Raw genomic sequence first — 24,141 nt, 5'->3', positions numbered from 1 at the left:
TCAGGGGACCGGCACACCTTCGCGCAGGAAGTAGACGCCCGCGATGGTGCCATCGGGGTGAATCTTCACCCGGAACTGGCCGGGCATGCGGTCCATCTGCAGCGGGACGTTCACCACGGTGAGGTCACCGCGCGGCGTGTCCTCGGGGCCGCCGTGCGACTGGTACGCCCCGAACGTGCGCTGGTAGCCATCCCACACCTGTTGTAATGCCTTGGGGGACAACCGCTTCTGCAGCTCCGGATCGAACCGGGCGGTGACGGCGGCGTAGTTGCCCGCCGCGATGTCGTCGATGGTGGTCAGCGCGACCTGGTCGGGGGCGTCGGCCGCCGTCGCCACCGGTGCCGCGCCGAGTGCGACGCCGATCCCGAGTGCCGTGATGGCGGCTGCCACTGTGCTCCGACGCTGATGCCTGGACTGTTCTCCCCGCCACATGAGGGCCAGCCTATGCGCTCGCGCCCCATTTGCCATTGACGAGACCCCGGGTACCGCCTAGTTTTGACTACGTACGTTGTCAACGGTGACAAGGAGTGCGCACGATGTCCCTGCCGATCCCGGCACGTCATCCCGACCGGCCGCAGCCGGTACCCGCGGCGATCAGTTCGTTCGCCACCATGCTGGCCATCGGGAAACCCGATGCGGCGCAGTGGCGGCGGCTGGGCGAGCGCCTCAACACCGGCGACGAACCCATGGATTCTCTGGTCGCCTGGATGTCGGAGGCGGGGACGAAGCAACTGCGGCCGTTGTTCGACCGTGCGCTCACCGACGGCATCGCCAGCGTGCCGGAGGCGCCCGAGCCACTGCGTCGGTTCTTCGACGAGGTCGAGGCCACGCCGGACTGGGTCGACCCTGAAGCGCTGCGGATCGGCCAGCGGACGCTGCGCCGCGGTGGGGCCGACGGCATGTACATCGCCCGGGACGTGGCGCTGCTGGGCGGCTACCAGTTCTCCGGTTTCAATCAGACCCTCTTGCGGACCGGAGCCCTGGAAAAGGGCTCCAACCAGCGGTTCGCCGAGACCATGCAGTGGGCGCTCGACGTGATCGAGGACGGCGGGCTGGAGAAGTTCGGTTCCGGATACCGGTCCACCGTCCGCGTCCGCTTCGTGCACGCGATGGTGCGCAAACACGTGCAGGCGATGCCGGACTGGCGCGCCGAGCAGTGGGGTCTGCCCGTCAATCAGACCGACATGGCGGCCACGCTGGTCGGCGCCCTGATCGCGCCGGTGCTCGGCGGCCTGGCCATGGGCATCGTCGCCACGCCCGCCGAGCTGAGCGCCATCGCCCATCTCACGCGGTACGTGGGCTGGCTGATGGGTGTGCAGGATGAATGGCTGCCGCGGTCCTTCCGGGACAGCGTCCGCATCCTCTATCACACGTCCACCGCGCTGGCCGTCTCCGACGAGACCACCAAACAGCTGTCCGTTCCGATGGCGCGTGACCCGCTGAGCTGGCATTACCGCGGTGCGGCGGGCCTTCGTCGGCGCCTGGCCTGGGCGCAGCACCTGTCGGTCACGACGGCCTTCCTGGGCCCGCGGGTGATGCGCACGCTGGGGCTGCCGGCCTACATGCCGCCGTGGTATCCGATGCTCCGCATCCCCGTCAACGGTCTCCGCAGCATCGCGGCCCTGGGTCTGCCGGGCGGTTCGGACCGTGCCGCCGACCGCGGTTTTCGTGAGCAGAAGGCTCTGCTGCGCACCATGATCGGCGGGAATGAGGCGACCATCGGGGCGTCGGCGTCCCACCTGCGTGGGGTGGCGTGAGGGCTGAGTACTACGGCAGCGGCGCGACGGGTGCGACGTAGGCCGGCTCCACGGGCGCCGGGTCGCGCCAGGCGTGACTGCCGGACATCAACGTCACGGTGAATGCCTCCAGCAGGCCGACCACGACGACGGGCCACATGGCTCCCGCCAGCACGCTGGTGAGGATCTGGTGATCGGGCTGCTCGTCGTTGCTGAATCGGCGGCCGAGGAGATACGTCGCAAGGGTCACGACAGCCCAGATCGCTGTGTAGGCCTCCACGTAGAGGTGGACCACTGGGCTACTCCCTTTGACCGGGTAACCGCCGCGTGAACAGCTGTGACCGAAGGCTCATTTGCAACTGAATGTGTCGCCAATCTAACTCGCGAAAATGCCCTCGCCAAGGGCTTCGCCGGCCAGCAAAACGGCATTTCGGCACGTCAGGGCGCTGTGGCAAATAGCCATAACGCTCGGTACCCGGTTACCGCCGGTATCCAGCTACTTTTACGGATTAGTAGATTTTTTTGCCAGAAAGTTACGTGTCAGGACGTGAGGACGGCTTTGGCGGTGTGCTGCTGGCCCGCGCGGTCGATCCAGAACAGCTCGACGACGTCGCCGGGGTAGTGCCGGTCCAGCACGCTGGTGAGCGCACCCGCCGAGCTCACCGTGACGGCGTCGATGCTCACCAGCACGTCGCCCGGGACCATCCCGGCGATTTGCGCGGGGCCGCCGCTGATGACGTCGCGGATCAGCACGCCGGGTAGTTGCGAGTGCTCGTCGGTGCCGCCGACACCGACGCCGAGCAGCGTCGGCTGCCCGATGTGGATGTTGTTGGACGCCGCACCGGCGCGGATCTGCGCGGCCGTCGCCAGCGCCTCGTTGATCGGGATCGCGAAGCCCTCGCCGCCCGGACCCATGTGGAAGTTCAGCGTCGCCGCGACCGTCATCCCGACCACCCGGCCGTCGGCCGACACCAAGGGGCCGCCCGAGTCGCCGGCGCGGACCGGGGCCGCGAACTGGATCAGGCCCGTCACCTGCTCGGAACTGCCCGTCAACTCGTCCTTGGCGGTGATGGTGCGGTTAAGTCCGATGACGTGGCCGGCCTCGTGGGTCAGTGAGTTGCCGCTGCCGTCGGCGTTGCCCAGTGCGACGACCTCGTCGCCGACGGCCACCGTCGCCGAATCGCCCAGCGGGGCGACGGGCAGGTCGGCTGCGCCGCGCAGCTGCAGCACCGCGATGTCGTGGTGCCGGTCGTAGCCGACCAAGTCGGCGCGGTACGGCCGCCCACCTACGGTCGCGGTCACCTTGTCGGCGCCCTGAACGACGTGGAAGTTGGTCAGCAGTGCGCCGCCCGCGTCGAGGACGAAGCCGGTGCCGGCGCCGATGGCGTGCTGGTAGTTGATGATGGTGTCGACGCGCGCGGTCGCGGGTTCGACGACAGCTGCGGCCTGGGACGGGTCAGCATGGGTGAGGGGGGCGAGGCTGACGGTGGCCGCGGCAACGGCTGCCGCGGTGACCGCGGTGCCGAGCCGACGGCAGAAGCGGAACCCGCCCATGTGCTGTCCTCCGGACTGCGAGGTGATGGCCCTGAAAGTAGGCCCTTAGGCTCCGCGCCCGAACAGGCCGGAACCTTTGCCGGAGCGGCGGTTGCGCAGCTTACCGGCGGGGGCGTCGTCAGTGGCCGTTTCTTCCGCCTCGTCCTCGTTGGTGTCGGCGGTCTCTTCGCCGGACGTCTTGGCCGCTTCATCGGATTCTGCGGCGTCGGCGTTACCGGCGTCGTCGGCTTCGGTGGTCTCGGCCTTGTCCTTGCTCTCTTCTTCGGCCTCGGCCTCGGCTTCGGTCTCAGTCTCGCTCTCATCGCCGGCTTCGGCGACTTCAGCGGCGACGGCCGGGGCCTCATCGGCGGCCTTGTCGTCCTTGCGTCGGCCGCGGCGCTTGCTGTCGTTGACCTTCAGGGGGGCCGGCGGCGGGGGCGGCAGTTCGGCGACGAAGGCCAGGTAGAACGCCAGGGCGGCGAGCAGAGCCAGGCCGGCCGCGCCGCCGTAGATGCCGAACAGCCAGGTGCCGGCCTGGTCCAGGGTCAGCCAGATCTCGCTGATCGCGGCGCCGACGATCAGGACGCCGGCCGCGATGTGCAGGACGATCGACCAGGTGCGCAGGGTCAGCGCCAGCTGCGGGGTGCCGTACTCCGGCAGGGCGGTGCGCTGGCGGGTGAACAGGACCGGCAGCGCCGACAACGCGACGATCAGGCCGCAGACGATGCGCATCGCGGTGCCGAGGGTGTGCGACCAGTCGCCGGTCAGCTCATTCCAGCGCGGCAGCGCGAAGAAGAAGTACAGCAGCCCGGCAAGGATGAGGAACGACGCGTGCCAAATGATCGCTACCGGCCGCCGCATACTGCTCCTTGAGGGTTTTCGCTCTGATAGTGGGCCGGGGTGCGACCTGCTTGTCAGCTGGTCGCACCCCGGACCGAGTGCGGAGGATAGGGGATTTGAACCCCTGAGGGCTGTTAACCCAACCCGCGTTCCAGGCGAGCGCCATAGGCCACTAGGCGAATCCTCCGTCGACAAGGGTACCCGACCCAGATCCGACGCCCTACTCGTGTGCCACTGGGTGGGTACTACACTCGTGGCCGGACCCCGCGCGGCGTCCATCCTGTGAACTCCCCCAGGGCCGGAAGGCAGCAAGGGTCAATGGGCTCTGGCGGGTGCGCGGGGTCCCCTATGTTTTCGCGATCTGATGCGAAAGGCGCGCCGTGTCGTTTCTGTCCCTCGGCCGTGACGAATTGCAGGCCCAGCACGATCTGCAACAGCGCAATTACGCCGAACTGCAGGCCCGCAACCTCACGCTCGACCTGACCCGCGGCAAGCCGTCGGCCGAGCAGCTCGACCTGTCGAACGCCATGCTGAGCCTGCCGGGGGACACTCCGGCCTCGTACCTGGACGGCAACGGCACCGACACCCGCAACTACGGCGGTCTGCACGGCCTGCCCGAGCTGCGGGCCATCTTCGGTGAACTGCTCGGCCTGCCCGTGCAGAACCTGATCGCCGGCAACAACGCCAGCCTCGAGCTGATGCACGACGTCATCGTCTTCTCGCTGCTGCACGGCGGTGTCGATTCGCCGCGCCCCTGGGTGCAAGAACCCGTCCTGAAGTTCCTGTGCCCGGCGCCCGGGTACGACCGGCACTTCGCGATCACCGAGAGCTTCGGCATCGAGATGATCCCGGTCCCGATGCTCGAGGACGGCCCCGACGTCGACCTCATCGAGGAACTCGTCGCCGCCGACCCGGCGATCAAGGGCATGTGGTGCGTGCCGGTCTTCGGTAACCCGACCGGCGTCACCTACTCCTGGGAGGCCACCCGGCGCCTCGTGCAGATGCAAACGGCGGCACCGGATTTCCGGCTGTTCTGGGACAACGCCTACGCCGTGCACACGCTGACGCACGAGTCGGTGCAGAACGTCGACGTCGTCGGCCTGGCCGCCACCGCGGGCAACCCGAACCGGCCGTACGTGTTCGCCTCGACATCCAAGATCACCTTCGCCGGGGCCGGCGTCAGCTTCTTCGGCGGCTCGCTCGGCAACATCGCTTGGTACCTGCAGCACGCCGAGAAGAAGACCATCGGCCCGGACAAGGTCAACCAGCTGCGGCACCTCCGGTTCTTCGGTGACGCCGACGGCGTGCGGCTGCACATGCAGCGGCACCAGGCGCTGATGGCGCCGAAGTTCGCGGCGGTCGCCGAGATTCTCGACGACCGGCTCAGCGAGTCGAAGATCGCGTCGTGGACCGACCCCAAGGGCGGCTACTTCGTCAGCCTGGACGTGTGGCCCGGCACCGCGAAGCGGACCGTGGCGCTGGCAAAGGACGCCGGCATCGCGGTGACCGCCGCCGGCGCGTCGTTCCCGTACAAGAAGGACCCGGAGGACAAGAACATCCGGATCGCGCCTTCCTTCCCGCCGCTGCCCGATCTGCGCCTCGCCATCGACGGCCTGGCGACGTGCGCGCTGCTGGCCGCGACCGAGGTGCTGCTCAAGGACTGAGGTCCCCGCCTGCGCTCTGCGTTGACCCTGTACCCAGGGCGCATTCGTGCGAGTGCGGTGCGCCGTGGCGTCAGGATCAACGGGTGTCACTGCCGTCCCCACGCTGACTCTGTACTGAGGGCGCAGTTGTGCGAGTAGCGGGGTGCGCAGGAGCAGGGTCAATCGAGATGTGGTGGTCGCGTACGCCAAGCCTGACTGCACGGCGATCTGCGGCCTGATCTTCCGCCACCACGTCAGCTTCGCGGAATGGCAGCCGGCCTACAGCCGGTCGACGACGTCCTTCGCTTCTTTCAGGCCAAGGCCCGTTTCCTCGCGCAGACGCTTGATGGCCTGGATCTTCTGGCCGGCCGCCGCCAGTCGCCTGACTTCAGGGCTGACGCCGGTGCCGCCGTACGACTGCCGGTGCGGCTGGGGCGCCGGCGCGGCGTTGCCGCTGTAGGCCGCCTGTTCCAGAACGGCCACCCGGCGTTCCAGTTCGGTGAGCCGGTTCAGCAGGTCGTCGTACGAGAGGTCGCCTGAGCGTCCGAACAGTCCCATGCGTGCCAGTGTGGTGAATTGACTCGGCTCTTGCGTTGACTACGAACTGACGCCGCATTTGTGCGAGTAGCGGTCTGCGTGGATTCGCAGTCAACGGGCACCAGAGCACGAGTCGGACCCGCTCGGTAGCCTTCTCCCGTGGCTCTCTACCGCAAGTACCGACCGGCAAGTTTCGCTGAGGTAGTCGGGCAGGAGCATGTCACCGAGCCGCTGTGCAACGCGCTGGAATCGGGCCGCATCAACCACGCCTACCTGTTCTCCGGGCCGCGCGGCTGTGGCAAGACGTCGTCGGCGCGCATCCTGGCCCGCTCACTGAACTGCGAGCAGGGGCCGACGGCCAATCCGTGCGGCGAGTGCCATTCGTGCGTGGCGCTGGCGCCGAACGGTCCGGGCAACATCGACGTCGTCGAGCTCGACGCCGCCAGCCACGGTGGTGTCGACGACACCCGTGAACTCCGGGACCGGGCGTTCTACGCGCCGGCGCAGTCGCGGTACCGCATCTTCATCATCGACGAAGCGCACATGGTGACCAATGCCGGTTTCAACGCGCTGCTCAAGATCGTCGAGGAGCCGCCGGAGCACCTGATCTTCGTGTTCGCCACCACCGAGCCCGAGAAGGTGCTGCCGACCATCCGGTCGCGCACCCATCACTACCCGTTCCGGCTGCTGCCGCCGAAGACCATGCGCGGCCTGCTCGAGAAGATCTGTGCGCAAGAAGACGTTCAGGTCGACGACGCGGTGTACCCCTTGGTCATCCGCGCCGGCGGCGGCTCGCCGCGTGACACGTTGTCGGTGCTCGACCAGCTGCTGGCCGGGGCCGAGCAGAACCGCGTCGTGTACCAGCGGGCGCTGTCGCTGCTGGGCGCGACCGACCTCGCGCTGATCGACCGTGCGGTCGACGCGCTGGCCGCCGGCGACGGCGCGGCGCTGTTCGGGGCCGTGGAGTCGGTGATCGACGCCGGGCACGACCCGCGCCGCTTCGGCACCGACCTGCTGGAGCGGTTCCGGGATCTGATTGTCCTGCAAGTGGTTCCGGACGCCGCGGCCCGCGGTGTGGTCGACGCGCCGGACGACGTCCTGGAGCGCATGCGGGACCAGGCCGCGCAGATCGGCACCGCGACGCTGACCCGCTATGCCGAGGTCATGCACGCCGGGCTCGGGGAGATGCGCGGCGCGACGGCACCGCGGCTGCTGCTCGAAGTGGTGTGCGCCCGGCTGCTGCTGCCGTCGGCCAGTGACACCGAAGCCGCTCTGCTGCAACGCATCGAGCGCATCGAGACCCGGATGAACGTCTCGATCCCGGCCTCGGAGGCTGGGACCGTGGCTGCCCCGCGTCCCGCCGCGGTGGCGGCTCCGGCCCCCGCCACGGCACCGGCCGCCGAGTCGTACGCGGAGGCACCGCCGGCTCCGGCTGCCCCGTCTTCGGCGGCGGGCGGCCGGCAGTTCATGCGGAGAAGCCAAGCACCGCAATCAGTTTCGGCACCTGAACCGGAGCCCGCGCCCCCGGCGCCGCCCGCACCCCCGGTATCGCGGCCCGAGCCGCGCCCGGCCCCCGAACCTGCGCCGGTTCAACGTGAAACATCACCTGAACCCGTCGCCCCGCCGGCACCCGCACCGGCACCCGCAGCGCCGGTGCAGCCGGCCGCCGCGACACCCGGTGAGCCCGATGCCGCCGCGGTGCGGGCCATGTGGACGACGGTGCGCGAGAAGGTCCGCATGCGCAGCCGCTCGCTGGAAGCCATGCTCATGGAGGCGACGGTCCGCGGTATCGAGGCCGACACCCTGGTGTTGGCGCACCCGGCCCCGCCGCTGGCGAGACGCCTCAGCGAGCAGCACAACGCCGACGTCATCCGCGAGGCGCTCAAGGACGCGCTCGGCGTGAACTGGCGGGTGCGGTGCGACGCCGGTGCCGCACCTGCGGGGGCGGTCGGGGCTGCGTCGGCCGGTGCCGCTCCGGCGGCAGCTTCGCGCCCCGCGGCTCCGACGCCCGAGCAGCAAGCCGCTGTGGAGCGGGCCGAAGAAGAGGACATGCTGGCCGACGCCGCCAACGACCGGGGTACGGACGTGCCCCGGCGCGATCCTGAAGAGGTGGCGCTGGAACTGCTCAAGAGCGAGCTGGGCGCCCGGCCCATCGGGGAGTAGTCAGGGCGTCCACCACGGACGCAGCGGCAGCCCGCCGTTGGCCCCGTGCTCGTCGAGTTTGACGGCCAGAACCTGGTGCAGCTGAACGACATTGGTCTCGAATCCCACGCGGGAACCGGCCATGTACATGCCCCAGACCTTGGCTGTGGCCAGGCCGACCTCGGCGACCGCGTCGTCCCAGTTCTGCACCAGGTTGGCGCACCAGTCGCGCAGCGTCAGGGCGTAGTGCGGGCGCAGGTTCTCCTCGTGCAGCACCTCGAGCCCCACATCCTGGGCGGTGGCGATGATCCGCCCCGAGCCGGTCAGCTCGCCGTCGGGGAAGACGTAGCGGTCGATGAACCCGCCGATGTTCCCGGGACGGTTGTGCGGCCGCGTGATGCAGTGGTTGAGCAGGAGCCCGCCGGGGCGCAGCCGGTCGTGCAGGAACCGGAAGTACGCCGGGTAGTTGGCGACGCCGATGTGCTCGGTCAGGCCGATCGAGGACACCGCGTCGAAGTTCCCTTCCCGCACATCGCGATAGTCGCCGTGCCGGACCTGCGCGAGGTCGGCCAGGCCCTCGTCGGCGATGGCGCGCTGCGCCCAGGCGGCCTGCTCCGCAGACAGCGTCACACCGGTGGCCCGGACACCCCGCCGGGCGGCGTAGCGGACCATGCTGCCCCAGCCGCAGCCGACGTCGAGCAGCCGGTCTCCGGGCTGCAGCCGCAGCTTGTCGAACACCAGCCGGTACTTGTTCTCCTGGGCTTCCTCGAGCGTGGCGTCCGGGCTCGGGTAGCAGGCGCAGGTGTACGTCATCGAGGGGCCGAGCACCCGCTCGTAGAACGCATTCGACACGTCGTAGTGGTGGTGGATGGCCTCGGCGTCCCGGATTCGGCTGTGCCGCAGCCCTTCCGCCATCCGGCGCCATTTGGGCAACGCCTCCTGCGGCGGCGGGGCGATCGGCAGCAGGTGCTCCAATCCGATGGACCGCACGATGTTCGCCAGCACCCGGATCGGCGGACGCTTGAACTCGACTTTGTCGGCCAGCGCCTTGAGCAGCTCGTACGGGTCGCCCGGATGCACGCCCAGAGGCGCCAGATCGCCTGCGACATAGGCGCGCGCCAGACCCAGGTCGCCGGGCGCGGTCGCCAGGTAGGTGGTGCCGCGCGGGGTGAGCAGGCTCAGTCCCAGTTCGGCGTCTTCGGGGCCGGCCGAACTGCCGTCGTACGCCTCGAATTTGAGGGGCAGCCGACCGCTCGAGAAGCTCTCCAGGACCTCGGCCAGGGTGAGCTTGCCGTCGGTCGTCCCTCGGTCGTCAGTTGTCGTCATTGCCGTTGTACCGCCTTCGCATAGAGACCTAGTAGCCGCGATTCGGGGTCGTAAACGTCTTTGACCTTCTGGTATTCGGCGCCGCCGTAGCGCCGGTCGAAATCCTCGCGCGAGTAGAACGACTCGGAGTACAGGGATTTGTGGCCGCCGCACTCGTCGACCTTGTCCTCGATCAAGCGGTTCGTCTCGCCGGCCACCCGTCCGGCCGGGACCGACGACCAGAACCCGACGTTGACGTAGTTGCGGTGGGGCTGGATCGGATACAGCGGCCAGTGGGTGTCGCCGCGTAACCGCAACGGGCACAACCAGATCGGGGTGATGGGCACGCGCGCCAGGAACCACTCGAGAAAGTCGACGACGCGCTCGACCGGCACCTCGACGTCCTGCACCACCCGCTCGCGCAACGGTTGTTTCGGGGCCAGGAGGCTGCGGCGCTCGATCCGGTCGGCGATGCGGAAGCGCTGGTCGAGGCCCACCAGCTTCCAATAGACGCTGCTGCGCCGGTACCGGCGGGGCCACAACCGCCGGATGAGCGGGCGTTGCGCGCCGAAGGCCGCCGAACACCAGAACCAGTCGGTGTCCCAGCGCCAGAGATAGTCCTGCGTGGTGAGCCGGTCGTGCCGCTCGCCGGAGTCGTGCTGGATGGAGCGGTAGAAGATCTGCCGGCCGGTGTAATCGCTGACCGGGCCGTCGGTCCCGGTCTTCATGCCCAGGCACAGATAGCTCTCGTCGGGCCCGAACACGACGCCGTCGAGGTAGTCCACCGGCACGCCGTCGTAGCCGCCGGTGTCGAGGATGCGCTGCAGCTCGTCGACGAGATCGGCCACCCGGTGAAACCGCAGGTGCCGCAGCTTGACGAACGGGCGCACGGGCTCCAGCTCGATGCGCAGCCGTACCGAATAGCCCAGTGTCCCATAGGAATTCGGGAATGCGTAGAACAGGTCGGAGTGGGTGTGCGGGGATGCCCGGATGAGTTCGCCGGCGCCGGTGAGAATGTCGAGCTCCTGTACGGACTCGTGCGGCAGGCCGTTGCGGAACGACGTCGACTCGATGCCCAGCCCGGTGACCGCGCCACCGAGGGTGATGGTCTTGAGCTGCGGCACGACCAGCGGTGCCAGGCCGAACGGCAGCGTGGCGGCGACCAGCGTCTCGTAGGTGCACATGCCCTGCACGTCCGCGGTGCGGGTCTCGGTGTCGACGGCCAGTACGCCGGTCAGCCCCGAGACGTCGAGCCCCTTGGTCTTGGTGCGCGCACGCGCCCGGAAAAGGTTCGATGTCGGCTTCGCCAGCCGCACCGTCGTGCCCCGTGGGATCGCGCGGTAGCTGTCCAGGAGACGCTGCACGGCCGCCTCGTGGGCGGCCGTCGCGTCGATCGCGACAGCAGTCACACATATACGCTAGACCGAGACCGCGGTCCTCGCGACCGCAAGGGAAGCCGTATGAACAGGAGTTTTACCTGATGGGACAGGTCAGTGCGTCCAGCACCGTGTTGATTCTCGCCGAGCCGGAGAAGGTGCTGGCGGCAGTCGCCGACTACCAGACGGTGCGCCCGAAGATCCTCTCGTCGAACTACAGCGGCTACCAGGTGCTCGAAGGTGGACAGGGTGCCGGCACCGTGGCCACCTGGAAGCTGCAGGCCACCAAGAAGCGCTCGCGTGAGGTCAAGGCCACGGTCGACGTCGCCGGCAAGAGCGTCATCGAGAAGGACGCCAACTCGTCGATGGTGACCACGTGGACCGTCGCCCCGGCGGGCACCGGCTCGACCGTCACCGTCAAGACCGCGTGGCAGGGCGCCGGCGGTATCGGTGGCTTCTTCGAGAAGACCTTCGCCCCGCTGGGTCTGCGCAAGATCCAGGACGAGGTCCTGGGCAACCTGAAGAAGGTTGTCGAAGGCTAGTCCTTCGGCGCACGGAGATTCTTTTCGCGGCCAGTCGGTCGCCCGGTGGTTCGTCGGGCGACTAGGCTGGCGCGCACACCCGATCATCGAAACACCGCGGCTGAGCCGCGAATCAAACCAAGGGGATCGTCATGCAACCCGGTGGCCAGCCCGATATGTCCGCGCTGCTCGCTCAGGCGCAGCAGATGCAGCAGCAGCTCATGGCGGCGCAGGAGTCCCTGGCCACCTCGTCGGTGACGGGTCAGGCCGGTGGCGGTCTGGTCAAGGTCACCATGATGGGCAGCGGTGAGATCACCGCGCTCACCATCGACCCGAAGGTCGTCGACCCCGACGACATCGAGACGCTGCAGGACCTCATCGTGGGTGCCCTGGGCGACGCCTCCGAGCAGGTGACGCTGATGGCGCAGCAGCGCCTCGGCCCGCTGGCCGGCGGCATGCAGGGCATGGGCCTGCCCGGGTTCTGATGTGTTTGAAGGACCCGTACAGGATTTGATCGACGAACTCGGCAAGCTGCCGGGGATCGGGCCGAAGAGTGCCCAGCGCATCGCGTTCCACCTGCTGTCGGTGGAGCCGCCGGACATCGACCGGCTGACCGCGGTGCTGAACCGGGTGCGCGACGGCGTCAAGTTCTGTGCGGTGTGCGGCAACGTGTCCGATGATGACCGGTGCCGCATCTGCAGCGACCCGCGCCGCGACGGCTCCCTGGTGTGTGTCGTCGAGGAGCCCAAGGACGTCCAGGCGGTGGAGCGCACCCGTGAATTCCGCGGGCGCTACCACGTGCTGGGCGGCGCGCTGGATCCGCTGTCCGGCGTCGGGCCGGAACAATTGCGAATTCGCGAGCTGCTCAACAGGATTGGGCAGCGGGTCGACGGCGTGGACATCGTCGAGGTGATCATCGCGACCGACCCCAACACGGAGGGCGAGGCCACGGCCACGTACCTGGTGCGCATGCTGCGGGACATCCCGGGGCTGACGGTGACGCGCATCGCGTCCGGTCTGCCGATGGGTGGCGACCTCGAGTTCGCCGACGAGCTGACGCTGGGCCGTGCCCTGGCCGGCCGTCGCGCCATGGTCTGACGCGCGGCACGGCGGCCTCATCCGCGAGACGGCTGTGCGGGTTTAACTCTCGCCTCGCCGAAACCGCATTCGGTCTGGCCTCTCCACCCATTTTTCCTGCAAAATTACCGTTTCGTCAGATTTGGCTAACGAGCCGGCGCGGTCCGCGCGGGGTGTGTACTGGGAAGTCCGTACCGCTATCGGCTTCGGGCAAATAACTTCGCCAAAGTTGTTGTTTCCTTGGGGATTTCGCGCCGATCGCGCGAATGTGGCGCGCGGCGTTCCGTTGGCAAACACGTGTGTGGGAACACAGTGTGGGCATGTAGCATTCGCCCACGGGCCAACCGTGGGATCGGAAGACCCAATTATCTTGAGCGTCAATTCTTTTGGGGAGCACCATGAGCACCAACCCGTTCGATGACGACAATGGCACCTTTTTTGTGTTGGTCAACGACGAGGAGCAGCACAGCCTGTGGCCCACGTTCGCGGACGTTCCCGAGGGTTGGCGAGTGGTGCACGGCGAAGCCGACCGTGCCTCGTGCCTGGAGTACATCGAACGGGAATGGACCGACATCCGGCCCAAGAGCTTGCGTGACCGACTGTCGGTTGGCCAGCGACTCTGAGCGTTCGTTAGTTCAGGGGTAGTTCGACATTTCAGTGTTTGGGATGGATCTCGGCGATTCGTCGTTGCCTGTCACGCGTGGGCAGTTGGACATCTGGCTCGCGCAGGAAACGGGTCAGTCGGCTGCGGAGTGGCAGCTCGGCATCTTCGTGAAGATTGACGGACCGGTTGACTTCGAGGTCTTCGAGCGGTCGATCCGCCACGTCGTCGGCGAAGCCGATCCGGTGCGGGCGACGTTCGCGGAGTCCGATGGCCAGGTGCGCCAGCGGTTGCTCGACGTCGCCGACATCGAGGTGGCCTTTCACGATCTGACTCAGGCCGACCAGCCGATGGCAGAAGCGCGCGCGACGGCCTCGGCGCTGCAGCGCACCCCCATGCCGCTCGACGGTCCACTGCTGCGCTTCGCCTACTTCCAAGCCGGCGCCGACGAGTCCTACTTCTTCGCCTGCTGCCACCACATCGTCGCCGACGGCATCGGGCTGGCGCTGGTCCTGCAGCGCATCGCCGCCGTCTACTCGGAATCCGTTGCGGGCGCATCGATTCAGCCGTCCTACTTCAGTTCGCTGCGGGATCTGCTGGAGTCCGAGGAGGCGTACGAAGCCTCCGCGGACTACGCCGAGGACGAGGCGTACTGGACGGCCAACCTGCCGGCAGCGGCGACGCGCGAACTACCGCCTGATGACGGCGCCGGCGCCGAGGACGGCTCGTCGGACCCGATCCAGCTCGCTCCCGCGCTGCTGGCGCAGGTCGAACGACTGTGTGCGGCCTGGGACGTGCGCCGGTCCACGGTGCTCATCGCCGCGTGCGCACTGGTGCTGCGTGGCCGGGCCGCCGAGGGGCACGAGGTGGTGCTCGACCTGCCGGTGACCCGGCGCGTGCTGCAGGTCTCGAAGACGCTGCCCGGCATGGTCGCTGGGGTGGTGCCCCTGGTGCTGCAGGTATCCCCCGACGCCACGGTCGCCGAATTCTGTGCACACGTGCACACCCGCACCCGAGAAGCGGTGCGTCATCAGCGATTTCCCGTCCAGGCCCTGGAACGCAAGATCCACGGGCCGGGGTCGGACCGGATCGTGGTGGACTTTCTGCCGTCGGGATTCACCGTGCCGCTGGGCGAGGCCACCGCGGCAGCGCAACTGATCTCGGGTCTCGGACGTGGCTCCGGACTGGCGTTCTCGGGTACGGGCGACGAGCTGTCCGTCACGACGTTCGGTACCCGGCAACTCGACGTCGTGGAACTGGCGGACCAGCTGGACCGAGTACTGACCGCGATGACGGCGGACCCGGCCCAACGGTTGTCGGCGTTGCCGGTGCTCGGTACACCGACTGAGGACCGGCTGGCGGAGCTCGGCAACTGGGCGGCGCTCGCCGCCGAAGCGGCCCGGCCGCTGTCGATTCCGGCGCTCTTCGCCGAGCAGGTGGCCCGCGTGCCGGAGGCGGTGGCGCTCAGTGGCGACGGCCGGCCGCTGACCTACCGGGAGCTGGACGGCGCGTCGAACCGGGTGGCGCAACTGCTCGCCGATCGCGGTGCGGGTCCGGGGCGGCGCGTCGCGGTGATGCTGCCGCGGTCCGCCGAGGCCATCGTAACGATCCTGGGTGTGCTCAAGTCCGGTGCGGCCTACCTGCCGATCGACCCGGCACTACCGGCATCCCGAATCGCCTTCATGCTGAGCGATTCCGCTCCGTTCGCGGCCGTCACCACCACGGCCTTGGCCGACCGGTTCGACGGTTTCGACGGTGTCGTCATCGATGTGCGGGAGCCGTTCGACGGGCCCGACGACTGGCCGGCGACGGCCGGGCCGGAGCCCGACGACGTCGCCTACGTCATCTACACCTCGGGCACGACCGGGACACCGAAAGGCGTTGCGATTGCCCATCAGAACCTGACGCAGCTGATCGCCGCGCAGGATGCCGGCCTGCCGTCCGAGCAGGCCTGGTCGCATTGGCATTCGTACGCCTTCGATTTCTCGGTGTGGGAGATCTTCTCCGCGCTGCTGCGCGGTGGCCGACTGGTGGTGGTACCCGAGTCGGTGTCTGCTGATCCGGCCGAGTTCCATGACTTCCTGATCGCCGAAAAGGTCACCGTCCTCACCCAAACCCCTTCTGCCATCGGGATGTTGGACATGGCGGGCCTGGAGTCGTGCGCGCTGGTGATGGGCGGCGAGGCGTGCCCGGCCGAGGTGGTCGAGCAGTGGGCGCCGGGTCGCACGATGGTCAACGGCTACGGCCCGACCGAGACCACGATCTATGCGGCGATCAGTGCGCCGCTGGCGGCCGGTGGCGGCGCGGCACCCATCGGAGCGCCGCCGAGCGGCACGGCGTTGTTCGTGCTGGACGGCTGGATGCGGCCGGTGCAGCCCGGCGTGGTCGGTGAACTGTATGTCGCCGGTGCCGGTGTGGGTGTCGGGTATCTGCACCGCACCGCATTGACCGGATCACGTTTTGTGCCATGTCCGTTCGGCAAGCCGGGCGAGCGGATGTACCGCACCGGAGACCTGGTGTACTGGGGTGACGACGGCCAACTGCGGTACGTGGGACGCGCCGACGCCCAGGTCAAGATCCGCGGCTACCGCATCGAATTGGGTGAAGTCCAAACAGCTTTGGCCGCACTCGACGGCGTCGTGCAGGCAGCTGTGATCGTCCGCGAGGATCGCCCCGGCGACAAGCGCCTCGTCGGCTACGTCACCGGCCCCGTCGATCCGGTCGAGGTGCGGGCCGCGCTCGCGGATCGCCTGCCGGCGTACCTGGTTCCCGCCGCGGTGGTGGCGCTGGCCGAACTGCCGCTCACCACCAGCGGCAAGCTCGACACCCGCAGCCTGCCCGCCCCGGAGTACACGGGCGACGACTACCGCGCGCCGGACAGCCCCGTCGAGGAGATCCTGGCCGCCATCTATGCCGAGATCCTCGGCCTGGAGCCGGTGGCCGTCAGTGTCGACGACTCGTTCTTCGAACTCGGCGGCGACAGCATTCTCGCGATGCAGGTGGCGGCACGCGCCCGCGCCGCCGGCCTGGCCTGCCGCCCGCGTGACGTCTTCGTCGAACAGACGGTGGCGCGCCTGGCGCAGACGGTGACCGTGACCGACGACGCGGATGACGTCGTCGACGAGGGCATCGGAGCGGTGCCGGCCACTCCGATCATCCGGTGGTTCTCGAGTCTGGATGCGCCGGCCGGTGCTGCGGCCGAGTTCAACCAGACCCTGGTGTTGCAGGCGCCGCGCGGCGCCACCGGCGCCGACGCGGTGATGTTGTTGCAGGCCTTGATGAATCGGCATGCCATGCTGCGGCTGCGGGTCGGCGCCGATGGGGCCCTGTCGGTACCCGAGGCCGATTCCGTCGATGCCCGCGACTACGTCGTCGAGGTCGGCGAGCTGTCAGAGGCCGCGGTGGCCGCGGCGCGGCGCCGGCTCGACCCGAGCTCCGGAGTGGTGGTCAGCGCCCTCTGGGTCGCCCCCAGCCGGCAGCTGGTCCTGATCGTCCATCACCTCGCGGTTGACGGCGTGTCATGGCGAATCCTGTTGGAAGACCTGAACATCGCGTGGGCGCAGCATCGCGCCGGCCAGCCCGTCGAGCTGACGACGACGGGCACCTCGTTCCAGCGGTGGGCCACGCTGCTCACCGAGTACGCACACCATCCGGACGTGCGGGCGCAGGCGGCGGCCTGGCAACAGCCGGCCTCGGTACCCGCGGCGCTGCCGGCCGCGGACCCTGCCCTCGACACCTATGTCACCGCGGGCCGGCTGTCGGTGACGCTCGACGCCGAGCACACCAGGGCACTCCTCGGCGAGGTACCGGCGGCGTTCCACGCCGGCGTGCAGGACATCCTGCTGATCGGGTTCGCTCTTGCGGTGACGGAGTTCCTGGGCACCGGCGGCGCTCCCGTCGGCATCGACGTCGAAAGCCACGGGCGCGACGAGGACATCGCCGACGACGTCGACCTGTCGCGGACCGTCGGCTGGTTCACCGCCAAATACCCGGTTTCGCTGGCGACGGGGGAGCTGACCTGGTCGCAGATCGCCTCGGGCGATGCGGCACTCGGCGCCGTCATCAAGGCGGCCAAGGAACAGCTGCGCGCACAGCCGACGGGCCTGACCTACGGGCTGCTGCGGTACCTGAACGACAACATCGATCTGGACGGCGCGGAGCCGAGCCTCGGGTTCAACTACCTCGGCCGTCTGGGCTTCCCGCAGATCGCCGGCGTCGAAGAACTGTGGCGGCTCGGCCGCGAAGAGCTGTCCCTGGCCGGCGCCGCAGCCCCGCTGCCGCTGTTCCACACCGTGGAACTCAACGCCGGCACCGTCGACACCGACGCCGGACCGCAACTGCAAGCCGACTGGACCTGGGCGACTTCGGTTCTCGACGACGCCCAGCTGAACCGGTTGAGCCGGTTGTGGTTCGAGGCGCTGGCAGGCATCTGCGCACATGTCCGGGCGGGTGGCGGCGGCCTGACGCCGTCGGATATCGCGCCGGCGCAACTGGGGCAGCAGCAGATCGACCAGTTGCAGCAGCAATACCGGGTCGCCGACATCCTGCCGCTGACGCCGTTGCAGCAGGGGTTGCTGTTCCACAGCAGCACCGCGCATGAGCGCGCCGACGTCGCCGCCGAGATGTACTCGGTGCAGCTGGATTTCACGCTGACCGGATCCCTGGACCCGCAGCGGCTCCGCGATGCCGTGCAACGCACCGTCAACCGGCACCCCCACCTGGCGGCCACGTTCTGCCAGCAGTTCGACGAGCCGGTGCAGGTGATCCTGGCCGAACCGGAAATCGCCTGGCGATTCGTCGATTTCGCTGCGACGGGCGTACTCGACGAAGACGAGATTCAGCGGCTGTGTGCTGCCGAGCGCATCGCGGTCGGTGACCTCGCGGGTGAACCGCCGTTCCGGGCCCTGCTGATCCGCATCGCCGCGGACCGCCACCGGTTCGTGCTGACCAATCACCACATCGTGCTCGACGGCTGGTCGCTGCCGATCTTGTTGCGGGAAATCTTCGCCGGCTATGCCGGGCACCGGTTGCCGCCCGCGGCGTCGTATCGGAAGTTCATCACCTGGCTCGCCGACCGCGATCTCGATGCGGCGCGCGCGGCATGGGGTGAGGTGCTCGCCGGTTTCGAGACGCCGACCCTGGTGGGTCCGCAGGACCGGCTCCAGGACCGGCTGGGGCGCGGACAACGCGGCTTTGCGTCATTCCAGGTTTCGGCGGAAACCACGCGCGCCCTCGGTGAGCTTGCGCGCTCCTGCCAGACCACCGTCAGCACTGTGCTGCAGGGCGCGTGGGCCGTGCTGCTGACGTCCTTGACCGGCAGGCACGACGTGGCGTTCGGTACCGCCCGGTCCCGGCTCGGCCAGCTCGATGCGGGCGACACCGAATCGATGGTGGGCCTGCTGATCAACACCGTGCCGGTCCGCGCCAACCTGACGGCGGGCACCACGGTCACCGGCCTGCTCGACCAGCTGCAGACCGCGCACAACGACACCCTCGACCACCAGCACCTGGCGCTGGGCGAGATTCACCGCGTCGCCGGCCACGACCAGCTGTTCGACACGCTCTTCGTGTACGAGAACTACCCGGTCGAAGCCGGCATGTCTGTCGGGGTCGACGACCTCGCCATCGCCGAGTTCGCGAACCGCGAGTTCAACCACTACCCGCTGACCGTCGAGGCGTTCCCGGGCGATGAGCTCGGACTGCACATCGAATACGACACCGAGGTGTTCACCGCGGCCGGTATCGACTCGCTGATCGGCAGGTTCCGCCGGCTGTTGGTGGCGATGACCGCGGACCCGGCGCGAAAGCTGTTGTCCCTCAACCTGCTCGACGCGGCCGAGCAGGCCGAGTTGCGGCGCTGGTCAGGTGCCGGCGTACGGGCGCCGATCGGGCTCGGCCCCGAACTGTTGGCGGCGGCCGTCGCGGTCGATCCGGATGCCGTCGCCGTCATCGACGGCGCCCGCAGCCTGACGTATCGCGAGCTCGACGAAACCTCGAATCGATTGGCGCGCCTGCTGATCGCCGGCGGTGTCGGTCCCGAACGCGCCGTGGGTGTCGCGATGGACCGATGCGCCGAACTGGTGGTGGCGTGGTGGGCCGTGCTCAAGGCCGGTGGCGTGTACGTACCGGTGGACCGCACGCACCCCGTCGAACGCATTGCCACGGTGCTGGATTCGGTTGCCGCCACGTGCGTGCTCACCCGGGACACCGACCAGATCGGTGGCGCGGGCTCCCGTCCGGTACTCCGGGCGGATGCCGACCTGTCGGGTTACGGCGCCGAACCGATCACCGACGCCGAGCGCTCGGCGCCGCTGACGGTCGACAACACCGCTTACGTCATCTTCACCTCGGGCTCGACGGGCGAGCCCAAGGGCGTGGCCGTCAGCCACGCCGGACTGCTGGGTGCGGCTGCGGCACAACACGACTCGTACGGACTGGCTGCCGACGCGCGCGTGCTGATGGTCGCCGCCCCGACCTTCGACGCGTCGCTGTTCGAGATGCTCATGGCGACCGGCGCGGCGGCCGCGTTGGTGGTGGCGCCGCGGGACGTGTACGCCGGCGAGGCGCTCGTCGACCTGATGCAACACCACCGGGTCAGCGCGACGCTGCTGACCCCGACGGTGGTGGCGTCACTGGACCGGGCGCGGCTCGACGGACTGACCACACTGATCACCGGTGGTGAGGCCTGCCCCGAGGAACTGGTGCAGGCCTGGGCGCCCGGCCGTCGCATGTTCAACGCATACGGGCCCAGCGAATCCACCATCTGGGCCACCGGCACCCCGCTGACGCCGGGCCGTCCGGTGAACATCGGCACGCCCATTGTGGGCACCCGCACCCTGGTGCTCGACGCGCAGCTCAACCCCGTCCCGCCCGGCGTGACGGGCGAGCTGTACCTGGCCGGTCCCGCCATCGCGCTCGGCTATGTGGGCCGGCCGACGCTGAGCGCTGAGCGATTCGTCGCCAATCCGCATGGTGGACACGATGATTCCGGCAGCCGCATGTACCGGACCGGCGACCTGGCGCGCTGGAACGCCGACGGCACGCTGGACTATCTGGGCCGGGCCGACACCCAGATCAAGCTGCGCGGCCAGCGCATCGAACTGGGTGAGATCGAGAGCGCGCTGCTGGCCTGCCCCCAGGTCAGCCAGGCGGCCGCCACCGTGCACCACGGCACCGGCGGTGCCCAACTGGTCGGCTACATCACGTTCGAACACGCCACCGACGGCACCCGCGACACCGAGCATGACGCGGAGATCGTCGGGGAGTGGCAGGACATCTACGACGAGCTGTACGCCGCCGCCGACGCGGAAGGTGAAGCGCCCGAGTTCGGTTCGGACTTCCGGGGCTGGAACAGCAGCTACACCGGCGAGCCGATTCCGCTGGCCGAGATGGAACAGTGGCGGGCCGCCACGATCGACCGGATCATGGAACTGCGTCCGCGGCGCGTCCTGGAAATCGGCGCCGGCTCCGGCCTGATCCTGTCCCAGATCGCGCCGCACTGCGAGCAGTACGTCGCGACCGACGTGTCGTCGGCGGCGGTGAACAAGCTGGCACAGTCGTTGCGGGAGTTGGAGATTCCGTGGCGCGACCGGGTCGAGTTCATGGCCCGGGCGGCGCACGTCACAGACGGCCTGCCTCGCGGTCATTTCGACACCATCATCGTGAACTCGGTGGTGCAGTACTTCCCCAATGCGGCGTATCTGACCGAAGTCATCGACAAGGCCGTCGAACTGCTGGCGCCCGGCGGCACCCTGTTCCTCGGTGACATCCGTAATCACAGCCTGCAGCACACTTTCCAAACGGCCATCGTGCTGGCCCGCAGCGAGAACGCCGGCACCGATGCCGCGGTTCTCCGGCAGCGCGTCGAGCATGCCGTACTCGGTGAAGCCGAGCTGCTCCTGGCACCCGAGTACTTCACGACCTGGGCCGCGCGCCGGGAATCGGCTGTCGGACTGGCCATCCGGATCAAGCGCGGTACCGCGGACAACGAACTCAACCGCTACCGGTACGACGTCACCATCCACAAGGCGCCCGCGGCCGGCCGGTCAGTGGCCGACATCCCGACCTGGACGTGGAACGACTGTGCCGACCTGGCCGGGCTGCAGCACCGGCTGGCCGACCTGCGGCCCGAGGCCATCCGCATCACCGACATTCCCCGCGCGGGAGTGCGGATCGACGTCCGGCTGGAACAGGAACTCGCCGGAAACCCCGCGGACACCGAAATCCCCGAGGCGACAACGGAAGAACTGCACCGCGTCGGCGAGCAGGCGGGATACCAGGTCGCCGTCACGTGGGGTGCGGCTCCCGGCAGCGTCGACGCCATCCTCGTCAGCCCGGGTGACACTCCGCTGACCGACCTCTACCGGCCGCTCGCGCACACCGGCGTCCACGCCAACGAACCGCACAGCAGCACCAAGATCAGCGCTGTCCGGAACCGGCTGAGCGCGTGGCTGCCCGACTACATGGTGCCGCAGCACATCGTGGTGCTCGACGAAATGCCGCTGACCACGTCGGGCAAGCTCGACCGCAAGGCGCTGCCGGCGCCCGAGTACACCGACACCGACGGCTACCGGGCCCCGGCCGGTGTGGTGGAGGAAATCCTCGCGGACATCTACGCCCAGGTGCTGGGTGTACAGCGCGTGGGTGTGGACGATTCGTTCTTCGACCTGGGCGGCGACTCGCTGTCCGCGATGCGGCTGATCGGTGCGGTCAATTCGAGCCTGGCCGTGGACCTTTCGGTGCGCGCCCTGTTCGAGGCGCCCACCGTGGCGCAGCTGGCACCGCGCGTCGGTGGCGACGCGACGCGCCTGGCTCCCCTGGAGGCCGGCGACCGGCCCGAGGTACTCCCGCTGTCATTCGCGCAGAACCGGTTGTGGTTCTTCGACCAGTTGCAGGGTCCGTCGGCCATCTACAACCTGGCCGTGGCGCTGCGGCTGCGCGGCCGCCTCGACACCGACGCACTCGGCCGGGCGCTGGCCGACGTGGTAGCCCGCCACGAAAGCCTGCGGACCTTGTTCGTGGCGCCGGAGGGCGCGCCCCAGCAGGTGATCGTCCCCGCGGACCGGGCCGACATCGGGTGGGAGACCATCGACGCCGCAGGCTGGCCCGCGCATCGAGTTGACGACGCCGTGGGTGGGGCAGCTCGGCACACCTTCGACCTGTCGGCACAGATTCCGTTCCACGCCAAGCTCTTCCGCGTCACCGACGACAACCACATCCTGGTCGTCGTGGTGCACCACATCGCGGCCGACGGCTCGTCGGTCACCCCGCTCGTGCGCGATCTCGGCCTGGCCTATGCCAGCCGGTGCGCGGGCCGGGCACCCGACTGGTCGCCGTTGCCGGTGCAGTACGTCGACTACACGTTGTGGCAGCGTGCGCAATTCGGCGAACTCGACGATGCCGACGGACCCATCGCCGCACAGCTCGACTTCTGGCAGGACACCCTGGCCGGACTGCCGGAGCGCCTCGACCTGCCCACCGACCGGCCCTATCCGCCGACGGCCGATCACCACGGCGCCCGTGTGACCGTGCAGTGGCCGGTCGCTCTGCAGCAGCAGATCCGTCGCGTCGCCCGTGAGCACAACGCGACCAGCTTCATGGTGATCCAGGCGGCGTTCGCCGCACTGCTGGCGCGGATCAGCTCGACTTCCGATGTGGCGGTGGGCTTTCCGATCGCGGGCCGGCGCGACGCCGCACTCGACGATCTGGTGGGCTTCTTCGTCAACACCCTGGTGCTGCGCGTCGATCTGGGCGAGTTCTCGGGCGGCGACCCCACGTTCGTCGACCTCCTCGCACAGGTCCGCCGGCGGAGCCTGGCGGCGTACGAGCACCAGGACGTGCCGTTCGAGATGCTCGTCGAGCGGCTGAATCCCGCCCGCAGCCTCACCCACCATCCGCTGGTCCAGGTGCTGCTGGGCTGGCAGAACTTCTCCTGGCAGGCCGGCGATGCGGCCGGGCTGGCCCTCGGCGACCTGCAGGTGACGCCGCTGACGGTCGATACCCAGACCGCCCGCATGGATCTGGCGTTCTCGCTGGGCGAGCGCTGGGACGGCGATGGCGAGCCCGACGGACTCGACGTGATGGTGGAGTTCCGCACCGACATCTTCGACACGGAGAGCATCCAGGCACTGGTCGGCCGATTCGAGCGAATGGTGTTGGCGTTCAGCGCCGATCCGGAGCAGCGGCTGTCGTCGGTGAATCTGCTCGACGACGTCGAGCAGGCCCGGTTGGACCGCTGGGGCAACCGCGCCGTGCTGGGTCGGCCGGCAGTGGTGACGACGGTGCCGCAGGTGTTCGCCGCCCAGGTCGCCCGCACCCCCGACGCGGTCGCCGTGGTCTGCGGCGACCGGTCGCTGACCTACCGGGAACTCGACGAGGCGTCGAACCGGCTGGCCAACCTGCTGACCGAGCAGGGCGCCGGGCCGGGACGGATTGTCGCCCTGTTGTTCTCGCGCTCGGCCGAGGCGATCGTGTCGATTCTCGCGGTGCAGAAGTCCGGCGCGGCGTACCTCCCGTTCGACTCGGCGCTGCCGGCATCGCGCATCGAGTTCATGCTCGGTGACGCCGCGCCGATCGCCGTTGTGACGACCGGCGAGTTCGCCGACCGGTTCGACGGATTCGGCGTCACGGTCATCGACGTGGCGGATTCAGCAGCGTCGACGCAGCCTGACGGCCTTCTTGCTCCTCACGTGCGCAGCACTCCGCCGCGGGGCCCCGCGCCAGACGACGTGGCGCACCTGATCTACACCTCGGGCACCACCGGGACACCCAAAGGCGTTGCGGTCACGCAATACAACGTCGTCCAGTTGTTCCAGGGACTGGAGATCGGGA

At 68.9% G+C, this 24,141-nt stretch carries 15 protein-coding genes, 1 tRNA gene and 1 other RNA gene (1 of these 17 running past the window's edge); 9 read left to right on the top strand and 8 right to left on the bottom strand.

Annotation, left to right across the window (positions count from 1 at the left end):
• Complete coding sequence (locus tag H289_RS0112100; protein WP_020101061.1) at nucleotides 1-390, bottom strand: DUF3887 domain-containing protein; 390 nt, start codon at nucleotides 388-390, stop codon at nucleotides 1-3.
• A gap of 146 nt (nucleotides 391-536) precedes the next feature.
• On the opposite strand from H289_RS0112100, the gene H289_RS0112095 reads away from it, so the two are divergent.
• On the top strand, nucleotides 537-1,757 hold the full coding sequence (locus tag H289_RS0112095; protein WP_029105130.1) for an oxygenase MpaB family protein: 1,221 nt from the start codon (nucleotides 537-539) through the stop codon (nucleotides 1,755-1,757).
• A gap of 10 nt (nucleotides 1,758-1,767) precedes the next feature.
• Here the strand turns inward: H289_RS0112095 and H289_RS0112090 are convergent, their stop codons facing one another.
• The 4 genes from H289_RS0112090 to H289_RS0112075 all read right to left on the bottom strand — a co-directional run bounded on the left by H289_RS0112090 (nucleotide 1,768) and on the right by H289_RS0112075 (nucleotide 4,296).
• Nucleotides 1,768-2,031, bottom strand: coding sequence for a hypothetical protein (locus H289_RS0112090; RefSeq protein WP_020101059.1), 264 nt, complete (start codon nucleotides 2,029-2,031; stop codon nucleotides 1,768-1,770).
• A 245-nt stretch (nucleotides 2,032-2,276) separates the two neighbouring features.
• Entirely contained in the window at nucleotides 2,277-3,290 is a 1,014-nt protein-coding gene (locus H289_RS0112085) for a S1C family serine protease (RefSeq protein ID WP_020101058.1), read from the bottom strand.
• A gap of 45 nt (nucleotides 3,291-3,335) precedes the next feature.
• Nucleotides 3,336-4,130 carry a lipid uptake coordinator LucA gene (gene lucA / locus H289_RS0112080; RefSeq protein WP_020101057.1) on the bottom strand — a complete coding sequence of 265 codons (795 nt, stop codon included), beginning with the start codon at nucleotides 4,128-4,130 and terminating at the stop codon, nucleotides 3,336-3,338.
• Nucleotides 4,131-4,210: 80 nt separating this feature from the next.
• Nucleotides 4,211-4,296: transfer RNA gene (locus tag H289_RS0112075), tRNA-Ser, on the bottom strand.
• A 68-nt stretch (nucleotides 4,297-4,364) separates the two neighbouring features.
• Between H289_RS0112075 and ffs the strand changes: the two genes are divergently transcribed.
• Together ffs and H289_RS0112070 are read left to right on the top strand one after the other, a co-directional pair.
• Nucleotides 4,365-4,461, top strand: an RNA gene (gene ffs, locus H289_RS32375) — signal recognition particle sRNA small type.
• A gap of 28 nt (nucleotides 4,462-4,489) precedes the next feature.
• Nucleotides 4,490-5,773: an aspartate aminotransferase type Ic gene (locus tag H289_RS0112070; protein WP_020101056.1), complete on the top strand. Its 1,284-nt coding sequence runs from the start codon at nucleotides 4,490-4,492 to the stop codon at nucleotides 5,771-5,773.
• Nucleotides 5,774-6,031: 258 nt separating this feature from the next.
• On the opposite strand, the gene H289_RS34000 is transcribed toward H289_RS0112070, so the two are convergent.
• Entirely contained in the window at nucleotides 6,032-6,310 is a 279-nt protein-coding gene (locus tag H289_RS34000) for a ribosomal protein L7/L12 (RefSeq protein WP_020101055.1), read from the bottom strand.
• Nucleotides 6,311-6,448: 138 nt separating this feature from the next.
• On the opposite strand from H289_RS34000, the gene H289_RS0112060 reads away from it, so the two are divergent.
• Nucleotides 6,449-8,452, top strand: coding sequence for a DNA polymerase III subunits gamma/tau (locus tag H289_RS0112060; protein ID WP_020101054.1), 2,004 nt, complete (start codon nucleotides 6,449-6,451; stop codon nucleotides 8,450-8,452).
• Here H289_RS0112060 and H289_RS0112055 read toward each other — a convergent pair whose 3' ends face one another.
• Together H289_RS0112055 and H289_RS0112050 are read right to left on the bottom strand one after the other, a co-directional pair.
• Nucleotides 8,453-9,757 carry a class I SAM-dependent methyltransferase gene (locus tag H289_RS0112055; protein WP_020101053.1) on the bottom strand — a complete coding sequence of 435 codons (1,305 nt, stop codon included), beginning with the start codon at nucleotides 9,755-9,757 and terminating at the stop codon, nucleotides 8,453-8,455.
• Entirely contained in the window at nucleotides 9,754-11,145 is a 1,392-nt protein-coding gene (locus H289_RS0112050) for an FAD-binding oxidoreductase (RefSeq protein WP_020101052.1), read from the bottom strand. The genes H289_RS0112055 and H289_RS0112050 overlap by 4 nt, the downstream gene beginning before the upstream one ends.
• A gap of 71 nt (nucleotides 11,146-11,216) precedes the next feature.
• Here H289_RS0112050 and H289_RS0112045 point away from each other — a divergent pair, with 71 nt between their 5' ends.
• The 5 genes from H289_RS0112045 to H289_RS0112025 all read left to right on the top strand — a co-directional run.
• Nucleotides 11,217-11,654 carry an SRPBCC family protein gene (locus H289_RS0112045; RefSeq protein WP_020101051.1) on the top strand — a complete coding sequence of 146 codons (438 nt, stop codon included), beginning with the start codon at nucleotides 11,217-11,219 and terminating at the stop codon, nucleotides 11,652-11,654.
• A gap of 131 nt (nucleotides 11,655-11,785) precedes the next feature.
• The gene (locus H289_RS0112040) at nucleotides 11,786-12,118 is read left to right on the top strand and encodes a YbaB/EbfC family nucleoid-associated protein (RefSeq protein WP_029105129.1); all 333 of its coding nucleotides are present in this window, start codon (nucleotides 11,786-11,788) and stop codon (nucleotides 12,116-12,118) included.
• A 1-nt stretch (nucleotide 12,119) separates the two neighbouring features.
• Nucleotides 12,120-12,731, top strand: a complete 612-nt coding sequence (gene recR, locus H289_RS0112035; RefSeq protein ID WP_029105128.1) for a recombination mediator RecR — start codon at nucleotides 12,120-12,122, stop codon at nucleotides 12,729-12,731.
• Nucleotides 12,732-13,108: 377 nt separating this feature from the next.
• Nucleotides 13,109-13,333, top strand: a complete 225-nt coding sequence (locus tag H289_RS0112030; RefSeq protein WP_020101048.1) for an MbtH family protein — start codon at nucleotides 13,109-13,111, stop codon at nucleotides 13,331-13,333.
• 43 nt (nucleotides 13,334-13,376) lie between these two features.
• Nucleotides 13,377-24,141, top strand: partial view of a non-ribosomal peptide synthase/polyketide synthase gene (locus H289_RS0112025; RefSeq protein WP_020101047.1) — the start only. 20,174 nt of this gene lie beyond the right edge of the window; only the first 10,765 of its 30,939 coding nucleotides appear in the window; its start codon is at nucleotides 13,377-13,379; its stop codon lies off the right edge, out of view.

Source organism: Mycobacterium sp. 360MFTsu5.1 (assembly GCF_000383495.1).
Taxonomy (GTDB): Bacteria; Actinomycetota; Actinomycetes; order Mycobacteriales; family Mycobacteriaceae; genus Mycobacterium; species Mycobacterium mucogenicum_B.
The sequence above is the reverse complement of the archived record's forward strand: the minus strand, read 5'-3'. Positions and strand labels throughout refer to the sequence as shown.

Coding starts and splice junctions, on each gene's coding strand:
- H289_RS0112055 (WP_020101053.1), bottom strand. CDS start 9,757: ATGACGACAACTGACGACCGAGGGACGACCGACGGCAAGCTCACCCTG.
- H289_RS0112045 (WP_020101051.1), top strand. CDS start 11,217: ATGGGACAGGTCAGTGCGTCCAGCACCGTGTTGATTCTCGCCGAGCCG.
- H289_RS0112040 (WP_029105129.1), top strand. CDS start 11,786: ATGCAACCCGGTGGCCAGCCCGATATGTCCGCGCTGCTCGCTCAGGCG.
- H289_RS0112085 (WP_020101058.1), bottom strand. CDS start 3,290: ATGGGCGGGTTCCGCTTCTGCCGTCGGCTCGGCACCGCGGTCACCGCG.
- lucA (WP_020101057.1), bottom strand. CDS start 4,130: ATGCGGCGGCCGGTAGCGATCATTTGGCACGCGTCGTTCCTCATCCTT.
- H289_RS0112095 (WP_029105130.1), top strand. CDS start 537: ATGTCCCTGCCGATCCCGGCACGTCATCCCGACCGGCCGCAGCCGGTA.
- H289_RS0112030 (WP_020101048.1), top strand. CDS start 13,109: ATGAGCACCAACCCGTTCGATGACGACAATGGCACCTTTTTTGTGTTG.
- H289_RS34000 (WP_020101055.1), bottom strand. CDS start 6,310: ATGGGACTGTTCGGACGCTCAGGCGACCTCTCGTACGACGACCTGCTG.